The 10,175-nt window shown below is 68.1% G+C and carries 7 protein-coding genes and 1 tRNA gene; 2 read left to right on the top strand and 6 right to left on the bottom strand.

The annotated features are described in order from the left end of the window. The 6 genes from eno to ACZYZ9_RS17250 form a co-directional block, all read right to left on the bottom strand. On the bottom strand, positions 1 to 1,290 hold the full coding sequence (gene eno / locus ACZYZ9_RS17275; protein WP_463827476.1) for a phosphopyruvate hydratase: 1,290 nt from the start codon (positions 1,288 to 1,290) through the stop codon (positions 1 to 3). A gap of 79 nt (positions 1,291 to 1,369) precedes the next feature. Then, entirely contained in the window at positions 1,370 to 2,113 is a 744-nt protein-coding gene (locus tag ACZYZ9_RS17270) for a lytic transglycosylase domain-containing protein (RefSeq protein WP_463827475.1), read from the bottom strand. Between the two features lie 329 nt (positions 2,114 to 2,442). Beyond that, complete coding sequence (locus ACZYZ9_RS17265) at positions 2,443 to 3,498, bottom strand: nucleoside triphosphate pyrophosphohydrolase (RefSeq protein ID WP_463827474.1); 1,056 nt, start codon at positions 3,496 to 3,498, stop codon at positions 2,443 to 2,445. Then, on the bottom strand, positions 3,495 to 7,151 hold the full coding sequence (gene mfd, locus ACZYZ9_RS17260) for a transcription-repair coupling factor (protein WP_463827473.1): 3,657 nt from the start codon (positions 7,149 to 7,151) through the stop codon (positions 3,495 to 3,497). Before mfd ends, ACZYZ9_RS17265 begins: the two co-directional genes overlap by 4 nt. 145 nt (positions 7,152 to 7,296) lie before the next feature. Next, positions 7,297 to 7,890: a TetR/AcrR family transcriptional regulator gene (locus ACZYZ9_RS17255; protein ID WP_463827515.1), complete on the bottom strand. Its 594-nt coding sequence runs from the start codon at positions 7,888 to 7,890 to the stop codon at positions 7,297 to 7,299. 118 nt (positions 7,891 to 8,008) lie between these two features. Beyond that, positions 8,009 to 8,236 (bottom strand): hypothetical protein, encoded by a 228-nt coding sequence (locus ACZYZ9_RS17250; protein WP_463827472.1) that lies wholly within the window; start codon positions 8,234 to 8,236, stop codon positions 8,009 to 8,011. A 255-nt stretch (positions 8,237 to 8,491) separates the two neighbouring features. Between ACZYZ9_RS17250 and ACZYZ9_RS17245 the strand changes: the two genes are divergently transcribed. Then, positions 8,492 to 8,563 (top strand) — tRNA-Gln (locus tag ACZYZ9_RS17245). Positions 8,564 to 8,664: 101 nt separating this feature from the next. Further along, on the top strand, positions 8,665 to 10,128 hold the full coding sequence (gene glmU, locus ACZYZ9_RS17240) for a bifunctional UDP-N-acetylglucosamine diphosphorylase/glucosamine-1-phosphate N-acetyltransferase GlmU (protein ID WP_463827471.1): 1,464 nt from the start codon (positions 8,665 to 8,667) through the stop codon (positions 10,126 to 10,128). Positions 10,129 to 10,175: the final 47 nt, after the last annotated feature.

The following is a 10,175-nucleotide window of genomic DNA, read 5'->3' as shown; positions in this document are numbered from 1 at the left end:
TTACTTCGGGTCCAGCGCGAATCGTGGGAATGCCAGGTCGCCGGCGTAGCGGGCCGCGTCGCCCAGCGCCTCCTCGATGCGCAGCAGCTGGTTGTACTTCGCGACGCGCTCGCTGCGGGCCGGCGCACCGGTCTTGATCTGCCCGCTGCCGACCGCCACCGCGAGATCGGCGATGGTGGTGTCCTCGGTCTCGCCGCTGCGGTGGCTCATCATGGTGCGGTATCCGCTGTGGTGGGCCAGCGCCACCGCATCCAGCGTCTCGGTCAGCGTTCCGATCTGATTCACCTTGACCAGCAACGCATTTGCCACGCCGCGTTCGATGCCTTCTTCGAGGCGTTCGGGATTGGTGACGAACAGGTCGTCACCGACGATCTGCACCCGGTCGCCGATGCTGGCCGTCAACGCGGCCCAGCCGTCCCAATCGTCTTCGGACAGCGGGTCTTCCAGGGACACCAACGGGTAGTTGCCGAGCAGCTCGGCGTAGAACCCGGCCATCTCCTCGGCGGTGCGGGTGGAACCTTCGAAGCTGTAACCGGTGCCGTCGGTGTAGAACTCGGTGGCAGCGACGTCGAGCGCCAGGGCGATGTCGGCACCGGACTTGAAGCCCGCCGACTCGATGGCCCGGACGATCAGGTCCAGCGCGGCGCTGGTGCCGGCCACGTCCGGGGCGAAGCCGCCCTCGTCGCCCAGGCCGGTGGAGAGCCCGTCTTTCTTCAACTCCGCCTTCAACGCGTGGTAAACCTCCGCACCCCAGCGCAGCGCCTCGTGAAAGCTGGGGGCACCGATCGGGGCCACCATGAACTCCTGCACGTCGACGCCGGTGTCCGCGTGCGCGCCGCCGTTGAGGATGTTCAGCATCGGCACCGGCAGGATGTGCGCGTTCGGGCCGCCGATGTACCGGAACAGGGGCAGCGCGGCACTGTCCGCGGCCGCCTTGGCGACCGCCAGCGACACCCCCAGGATGGCGTTGGCGCCCAGCCGGGACTTGTCCGGCGTGCCGTCCAGGTCGACCAGCGCCTGGTCGACCAGCCGCTGATCGTCGGCGTTGAGCCCGATCACCGCCGGACCGATCTCGTCCAGCACGGCTTGGACGGCCTTCTTCACGCCCTTGCCGCTGTACCGGTCACCACCGTCACGCAGTTCGACGGCCTCGTGCTCCCCGGTCGAGGCGCCCGACGGCACCGCAGCGCGGGCAAATGTTCCGTCGATCAGCGCAACCTCGACCTCGACGGTCGGGTTGCCGCGAGAGTCGAGGATCTCGCGGGCTCCGACCTGCTCGATAATGGGCACTGGGCTCTCCTTCGCCTGCTGACTTCTGACACACCCCCGGCAACGTTTAGCGTAAAGCCTGGGTCAGCGCTTCATCTTTCTACAGCGGATGACCCGCCGCATAGGCGGTCGCCCAGTCCCGCACCGCGCGTGCGTACACCCCGGAATTGTTGTAGGCGCGAAGCGCCGTGATCCAGCCGCGGGGCGTCGCGAGATCCTTTCCGCGCCAACATAAATATCCGGCGGCCGAGAGCGCGGCATCGTCGATGTTGTCCGCACTGGCGGCGCCGTCGTTGTTGGCGTCGACGCCGTACAGCCGCCACGTCTCGGAGATGAACTGCATGGGCCCCATCGCGCGTTGCACGCCGTCGTCGTCACTGGAGCCGTTCGACGCGGCCGCGTCGGCCTCGTCCACGATCCGCAGATTGCCGCCGGTGCCGTCGAGGCGCACCCCACGAATAGGCGGCCTGACGTCGCCGTTGGGCGCGATCGTCGCCCCCCGGTAGGTGCCGTTATGACTCTCGACCTGCCCGATACCCGCCAGCGTTGTCCAGGCGATATGACACTTGGGATTCTCGACCTCAGCCACCCGGGCGGCGTAGGCGTAGGCCTCCAGCGCGGTGACAGGCATCTCCAGAGCAGGCGCCCGCTGCTGCGCCCACTCCCGTAACTGGTCGGCGGGACGGCCGGCGGCATGGGTGTCCACCGGCGGTACCGGGTCCCCCGCGGGCGGTGGCACACCGTCAGGGATGAAAAGGCTGAGCTGCCACGTACAACTTGAAGCCAGCAGCATCGCGGTCGCCCCTATCACGGCGACCGCGCGCAACCAGCGTCTCGGCGACACAACTCTCCCTGTCGGATCTCCCTGTCGGACCCCGCAACGGTGTTTTCTCCCCGCTCATCGTCCCACGGGTTGCGGGCGGGCCCGGTTGACCGGTACGCCTAGCAAACGTGCGCGTCCGATATTTGGGACGCTGCCGCATCCCATCTGAAGCAGCTCGGCCAGCGCCTCAGGGACATATTCACGGCGCTATTTGTGGAGTGCCCCTGAGTCGCCGCAAAGATCACGGAGACGGTCTGTCGGCGCCCTCAGACGCTGCCTTCGCACACTGTCGATGGTGCCGGGCGCAAACGCCGGTGCCGAGCGCGATCACTGCCGTCGCGTGCAAACGGCTATCGCCGGCCTTTGCGCTTCTTGGATGACCCGCCGCGAGATTCCTTCTGCGACGTGGCCGGCTGCTCGGTTTCCGGCGCCGCGGCTTCCCCGTCGACGACATCGGATGTCGGGGTGCCGGCCACCCAGTGACTGCGCCACTCCTCCTCGGTGACGAAACCGAGCGGGGTCATGTCCAGCTCTTCGGCGATGCTGTCACCGCGGCGGCTCGCGGCAATCGCTCCCTCCACCCGGTGCACAGTGTCCACAAAATCCAGAACTGCTGCGCGCAAAGTGTTTTCGGCATCCACATCAGCAGATAGCGTGATGATGGTCAGCTCGGCGGGAATGAACTCCGCGGGCAGCCCGGCGTGGGTGACGCGCTCAATCACCTTCTGCGCCAACGCCAACGACGGCTGACCGGTGTGCACGTCGTCCAGCACGGAGTGCCGCGACTTTCGGGACCGTTCGGCCGCCTTGGCCGCCTCCCATTGTGCGAGCTGGTCCTGCAGCGAGATCGATTCTCCGGCAAGCACTCCCGGAACCCGGTTGCCGAGCTTGCGGATCAAGGTGTCGGCGACGTCGTCGATGGTGAACGGCAGCTGCGCCGCATCCTCGGCGATACGGGCGTGGAACAGCACCTGCAACAGCAGGTCACCGAGTTCTTCGCGCAGTTCGTCGACGTTGCCGCTGCGTACTGCGTCCAACAGTTCGTAGGTCTCTTCCAGCAGGTATCGGCGCAGTGAGTCGTGGGTCTGCTCGCTTTCCCACGGCCCCGCGGTGCGCAGCTTGTCCATCATCGCGACGGCATCCAGCAGCCGTTCGCCGCGTTGGCGATCCGGCGCCGAGATCAGCCGGGCTCCGGCGGCCAGCCGCGCGGTGACCGCCGGGTGACTGGGATCCGACGACAGCAGCACCGGCGCATCCTCACCGGTATGGGCCGGGTGCGCATCGGGCAGCGACCACGGCACCGCGATCGGCATCTCCTCGGTGTACTGCACCTTCCCGCAGAGCAACTCGATGGCATCGACCGGAACCAGTGCCGGCCGGCGGGGGTCGACGAGGACGACAATCATCTGCCTTGTCGCTCCTTACTCGGCGGTCCGGGCTCCGTTATACCAATATCTTGCTGCGGTTTACCCGCCATTGCGGTCACCAAGTCGGCCACCATCTGCACCAATTCGACATCACGGATGTGTCCGGCACCAATTCCGCCCGCCCGCGGAACGGGAACCTGGACCGTCGACGTGGTGGCGCGGTAGCGAGCACCCGGGTACATCCGCGCCAGCCGCACCTGGGCAGAGTCCGGCAACGTCATCGGGGACAGCCGCACCGTCGTCGCCGACACGGCACTGACTTCGGTGATCCCGGAGGTCCGGCACAGCAGCCGCAGCCGCGCCACCGCCACCAGCCGCTCGGCCGGTTCGGGCAGCGGGCCGTACCGGTCGGTGAGCTCCTCCACGACCGCGGCGATGTCGCTGTCCGACGCGGCGGCCGCCAGCCGGCGATAACCCTCCAGCCGCAGCCGGTCACTGGCGATGTAGTCCGGCGGTAGATGCGCATCGACCGGCAGATCGATCCGCACGTCCTTGGGCTCCTCGGCGGTGCTCACCGTCTCGCCGTCGGCGGCGGCCTTGTACGCCTCGACGGCCTCCCCCACCAGCCGCACATACAGGTCGAAGCCGACCCCGGCGACATGCCCGGACTGCTCGACGCCCAGGACGTTGCCCGCGCCGCGGATCTCGAGGTCTTTGAGCGCCACCGCCATGCCGGCGCCCAGTTCGTTGTTCTGCGCGATGGTCGCCAACCGGTCGTAGGCCGTTTCGGTGAGCGGCGCATTCGGTGGATACAAGAAATAGGCGTAACCGCGTTCCCGGCTGCGCCCCACCCGTCCGCGCAACTGATGCAGCTGGGACAGACCGAACGTGTCGGCGCGCTCGACGATCAATGTGTTGGCGTTGGAGATGTCCAGGCCGGTCTCCACGATCGTGGTGCACACCAAGATGTCGTAGTCGCGGTTCCAGAACCCCTGGACAGTGCGTTCCAGCAGGTCTTCGGGCATCTGACCGTGTGCGACGACGACGCGCGCCTCGGGGACCAGGCCACGCACCCGGGCAGCGGCGGAGTCGATGGAGCTGACCCGGTTGTGCACGTAAAACGCCTGCCCGTCGCGCAGCAGCTCGCGGCGCAACGCCGCGGCGATCTGTTTGTCGTCATGCGGACCCACGTAGGTCAGCACCGGGTAGCGCTCCTCGGGTGGGGTCAGGATCGTCGACATCTCCCGGATCCCGGCCAGGCTCATCTCCAGCGTGCGCGGGATCGGGGTGGCGCTCATGGTCAGCACGTCGACGTGGGTGCGCAGGCTCTTGATGTGCTCCTTGTGTTCGACGCCGAACCGTTGCTCCTCGTCGACCACCACCAGTCCGAGGTTCTTCCAGCGCACCCCGGTCTGCAACAACCGGTGGGTGCCGATCACGATGTCCACCGACCCGTCGGCCAGGCCTTCCACGACCTTGCGGGACTCGGCAGGATCGGTGAAGCGCGACAGGCCCTTGACAGTCACCGGGAACCCGACCATCCGGTCGGTGAACGTCTGCAGATGCTGGTCAGCCAGCAGTGTGGTGGGCACCAGCACGGCGACCTGCCGCCCGTCCTGCACCGCTTTGAATGCCGCCCGCACCGCGATCTCGGTCTTGCCGTAGCCGACGTCGCCGCAGATCACCCGGTCCATCGGGATCGGCTTTTCCATGTCGGCCTTCACCTCGGTGATCGCGGTGAGCTGGTCGACGGTCTCGGTGAAGCCGAACGCGTCCTCCATCTCGGCCTGCCACGGGGTGTCCGGGGCGAACGCGTGGCCCGGACTGGCCTGCCGCTTGGCGTAGAGCGCCACCAGTTCGCCGGCGATCTCACGCACCGCGCGGCGTGCTTTGGTCTTCGTGTTCGCCCAGTCGCTGCCGCCCAGTTTGCTCAGCGCCGGCGCCTGACCGCCCACATACCGCGACAGCTGGTCCAGCGAATCCATCGGGACGTAGAGCTTGTCGGACCCGCCGCCACGCTTGCTCGATGCGTATTCGAGCACCAGGTACTCGCGCCGGGCGCCGCCGACGGTGCGTTCGACCATCTCCACGAACCGGCCGATGCCGTGCTGATCGTGCACCACCAGATCGCCGGCGGACAGCGCCAGCGGGTCGACGGTGTTGCGGCGCTTGGCCGCCAGCCGCTTGCCCTCGACGGCGGTGGCGCGGCTGCCGGTCAGGTCGGCCTCGGTGATGACGACCAGGTTGGCCCCCTGGACCACCACCCCGTCGTGCAGCGGGCCCTTGAGCACACCGACCACACCGGCCGTCGGGGCGGACCCACACTCCAGCATGGCCGCGGGGATGTCCGACTCGGCCAGCCGTTCCACCATCCGGTGGGCGGTGCCGGCGCCGGGCGCGACCATCGCGGCGTACCCGCCGGTCGCGACGTGCGCGCGCAACATCGCGAAGATGCCGTCGATGTCGTGCTGATGCCCCCGCGCGGACGGCGCGGCCCGGATGTCCAGCTCGACCGCCGACTCGTCGGACAACTGGCTCAAGGTCCACCACGGATGACCGGCGCTGGTCGCGGCGGCGCGCACCTCGTCGAGTTCGGTGAACCCGGACCCGCCCAGCTGTTCGACGTCGACGGGCGCGTCGGTACCCAGCGCCGCCACCGACCACGACGCCTCGAGGAACTCCCGGCCGGTCTTGATCAGGTCGGCCGCGCGGGTGCGGACCTTCTCCGGGTCACACACCAGTACCGGGGTGCCGTCGGGTAGCTGATCGGTGAGCTGCGCATGAGCCCCGTCTTCTGCGGGCTGCAGCACCGATTGCAGCGCCTCCATGCCGTCGGTCGGGATGCCCTCGGCGAGCTTGGCGAGCATGTCGATGATGCTGCCGGTCACGGTGTTCTCGGTGGCCGGATGCTCCTTGGCGAGTTCGGCCGCACGTGCTTTCACCTCAGGGGTGAGCAGCAATTCGCGGCAGGCGACCGCAATCAGCGTGTCCACCTCGACGTCGGGGATCGAACGCTGGTCGGCGACGGAGAACATCCGCATCTCGGTGATCTCGTCGCCCCAGAACTCGACGCGCACCGGATGTTCGGCGGTGGGCGCGAAGACGTCCACGATCCCGCCGCGGACCGCGAACTCGCCGCGACGCCCCACCATGTCCACCCGGGTGTAGGCCAACTCCACCAGCCGCTGCGCCACGTCCTCGAACGGCATCTCGTCACCGACGGTGAGCGTGAGCGGCTGCTGATGCCCCAGCCGCGGGGCCATGGGTTGCAGCAGCGATCGGACTGCCGTCACCACCACCCGCAGCGGCGGACCCAGCCGCGCGTCGTCGGGGTGGGCCAGCCGGCGCAGCACCATCATCCGGCTGCCCACGGTATCGACGCCGGGCGACAACCGCTCGTGCGGCAGGGTCTCCCACGACGGGAAGACCGCGGCGGCGTCGCCGAAGACTCCTCGCAGCTCGGCGGTCAGGTCGTCGGCTGCCCGGCCGGTGGCGGTGACCACCAGCAACGGACCATTGCTGGCCAGCGCGCTGGCTACGAACACCCGCGCGCTAGCGGGTCCTACCAGCGGCAGTTCGGCAGGCCGATCGGAGGCACGCTCGATGAGCTGTTGGAATGTCGGTGCGGTCAGCGCCAATTCGACGAGCCCCGCGATCGGGGTATCTGGGCTAGCAGCCCCCGGTGCGGTCATGATGCGCCCATTCTAGGGCGCTTCAATTCCGCAGCCCGTCGGGCGGCGGGCGTCCCTCGGGGTGCTGACTCTGCGCTCAGGGCGCGCTCACTCGCACTTCCCCGCCACAGCCGCAGAATCAACCGCGCCCGCGCACCGAGCTGGCTTATTCGTCCCGCAGCTGCGGGTCGGCTTCCAGATGCGTCAGGCCGTTCCACATCAGGTTGACCAGATGCGCGGCGACCACTTCTTTCTTGGGCTCGCGCGTGTCCAGCCACCACTGCGCGGTCATCGACACCGAACCCACCAACGCCTGGGCGTACAGCGGCGCCAGGCCCGGGTCCAGACCGCGCCGGGCGAAGTCGCCGGCCAAGATGGAGCTGACCTGGCTGACGGCATCGTTGAGCAAGCTGGAATAGGTGCCCGAGCTGATCGCGGCGGGCGAGTCCCGGATCATGATGCGAAAGCCGTCGGTGCGTTCTTCGACGTAGGTGAGCAGCGCCAACGCCACCCGCTCGACACGGACCCGGGACCGGTTGTTGGTCAGCGACGACGTGATGCCGTCCAACAGCGCCGACATCTCCCGGTCGACTACGACGGCGTACAGCCCCTCCTTGCCACCGAAATGCTCGTAGACGACGGGCTTGGACACATTGGCGCGCTGGGCGATTTCTTCGATCGACGTGCCCTCATAGCCGCGTTCGGCGAACAGCGACCTGGCGATGCCGATGAGCTGATGTCGGCGCTCGCTGCCGGTCATCCGGGCGCGGGGCGTCCGCGCTTCCTTCTCCACACTTTTCAGCGGCTCAGCCACGGGAATCAGGGTATCGGTGTTTGCGGTCGTTGCACCGAACGTCGACGGGTCGGCTGCGGAGCGGTCAAGCGGCCTTGCCCGGCTGCCCCGACTGTTCCATGGACCCCTTGGTCCCGGCCGGCAATAAGGCGACGATCACGATGCCGATCAGACCCAGCAAAGCGCCGAGGGCAAAAGACTCGCCGACGCCGCGGTTCTTGCGTCGCGCGACCCTGACCGCGTACAGCCCGCACAACACCGAAAGGACGACCGAGAACACCGCAATCGGCCACAGCTCGCCCAGGTTGTCCATCTCAGACATTCTGCCGTCGACGCACGTGGCGGTCTAGCCGGCCGCAAGCACCCGGCGGCCAGCCTCCTCCTCCGGCCGCAAGCGCCCGGCATCGTCGGCAGACCCAGCCCCACACTCAGCCTCCTCCTCCGGCCGCAAGCGCCCGGCATCGTCGGCAGACTCAGCCCCACGGTCAGCCTCCTCCTCCGGCCGCAAGCGCCCGGCATCGTCGGCAGACTAAAGTCATCTGGGCGGTCGCGCACCGGCCACTCCCAATCCGTCGTGGTGTAATCGGCAGCACCTCTGATTTTGGTTCAGATAGTTCAGGTTCGAGTCCTGGCGACGGAGCCCCGTTTTTTGCCGCGAGCGTGCATGAAATGCCACTCTTAACGGCGTGTCGGCGTACAAATGCGCACGCTCAGCGCGCCAAACTTCGGTGAGGAGGGTCGATGACGTTTCGTGGTGACACCGCGGTCCTGGTCCTGGCGGCCGGGCCCGGCACCCGGATGCGCTCGGACACCCCCAAGGTGCTGCACACCCTCGGCGGGCGCAGCATGCTGTCACACTCCCTGCACGCGATGACCAAGCTCGCGCCGCAACATCTGGTCGTGGTACTAGGCCACGACCACCAGCGCATATCCCCGCTGGTCGGCGAGCTGGCCGACAATCTGGGCCGCAGCATCGACGTCGCGCTGCAGGATCGGCCGCTGGGCACCGGGCACGCGGTGCTGTGTGGTCTGTCCGCGTTGCCCGACGACTACGCCGGCATCGTCGTCGTTGCCGCCGGCGACACCCCGCTGCTGGACGCCGACACCCTGGCCGACCTGATCGCCACGCATAGTTCGACGTCTGCGGCCGTGACCGTGCTGACCACCACGCTGGACGACCCGCACGGCTACGGCCGCATCCTGCGCACCCAGGACGACGAGGTGATGGCGATCGTCGAGCAGACCGACGCCACCGCCTCGCAGCGCGGCATCCGTGAGGTCAATACCGGCGTCTACGCGTTCGACATCGCCGCCCTGCGCTCGGCGCTGGGCCGGCTGAGTTCCAACAACGCCCAGCAGGAGCTCTATCTGACCGACGTGATCGCGATCCTGCGTCGCGACGGCCACACGGTCAGCGCCCGCCACATCGAGGACAGTGCGGTGGTGGCCGGGGTCAACAACCGCGTCCAGCTCGCGGAGTTGGGCGCCGAACTCAACCGCCGCGTGGTGGCCGCCCACCAACTTGCCGGAGTCACTGTGATCGACCCTGCCACCACCTGGATCGACGTCGACGTCACCGTCGGCCGCGACACCGTCATCCAGCCGGGCACCCAGCTGCTCGGCCGTACCCAGATCGGCGCCGGCTGCGCTATCGGACCGGACACCACGCTGACCGACGTCAGCGTCGGCGACAGCGCAACGGTCTGCCGCACCCACGGCTCGTCCTCGACGATCGGCGACGGCGCCACGGTGGGACCGTTCACCTATCTGCGGCCCGGGACCGTGCTCGGAGCCGACGGCAAACTCGGCGCATTCGTCGAGGTCAAGAACGCCACCATCGGCACCGGAACGAAGGTGCCGCACCTGACGTACGTGGGCGACGCCGACATCGGCGACCACAGCAACATCGGCGCCTCCAGCGTGTTCGTCAACTACGACGGCGTGACCAAACGGCGCACCACCATCGGCTCCCATGTGCGGACCGGCTCGGACACCATGTTCGTCGCCCCGGTGAACATCGGCGACGGCGCGTACACCGGCGCCGGAACCGTGGTCCGCGAAGACGTGCCGCCGGGCGCCCTGGCGGTGTCAGCCGGTCCCCAACGCAACATCGAGAACTGGGTGCAGCACAAACGCCCCGGGTCGGCAGCGGCAAAAGCGGCCGACGACGCCGGCCGCAAGCCCGAATCAGAACAGACACCGTGAATTGGTTTCCCGGAAACCCGGCTACGATGAGGCCTTCCATTCCCGAT

The sequence above is a fragment of the Mycobacterium sp. IDUB_28 genome (assembly GCF_055419285.1).
This window is presented reverse-complemented; position numbering and strand designations above follow the sequence as displayed.

Excerpts from the sequence above, each read along its gene's own strand:
- ACZYZ9_RS17255 (WP_463827515.1), bottom strand. The coding sequence starts at position 7,890 with ATGACCGGCAGCGAGCGCCGACATCAGCTCATCGGCATCGCCAGGTCG.
- ACZYZ9_RS17250 (WP_463827472.1), bottom strand. The coding sequence starts at position 8,236 with ATGGACAACCTGGGCGAGCTGTGGCCGATTGCGGTGTTCTCGGTCGTC.
- glmU (WP_463827471.1), top strand. The coding sequence starts at position 8,665 with ATGACGTTTCGTGGTGACACCGCGGTCCTGGTCCTGGCGGCCGGGCCC.
- mfd (WP_463827473.1), bottom strand. The coding sequence starts at position 7,151 with ATGACCGCACCGGGGGCTGCTAGCCCAGATACCCCGATCGCGGGGCTC.
- ACZYZ9_RS17265 (WP_463827474.1), bottom strand. The coding sequence starts at position 3,498 with ATGATTGTCGTCCTCGTCGACCCCCGCCGGCCGGCACTGGTTCCGGTC.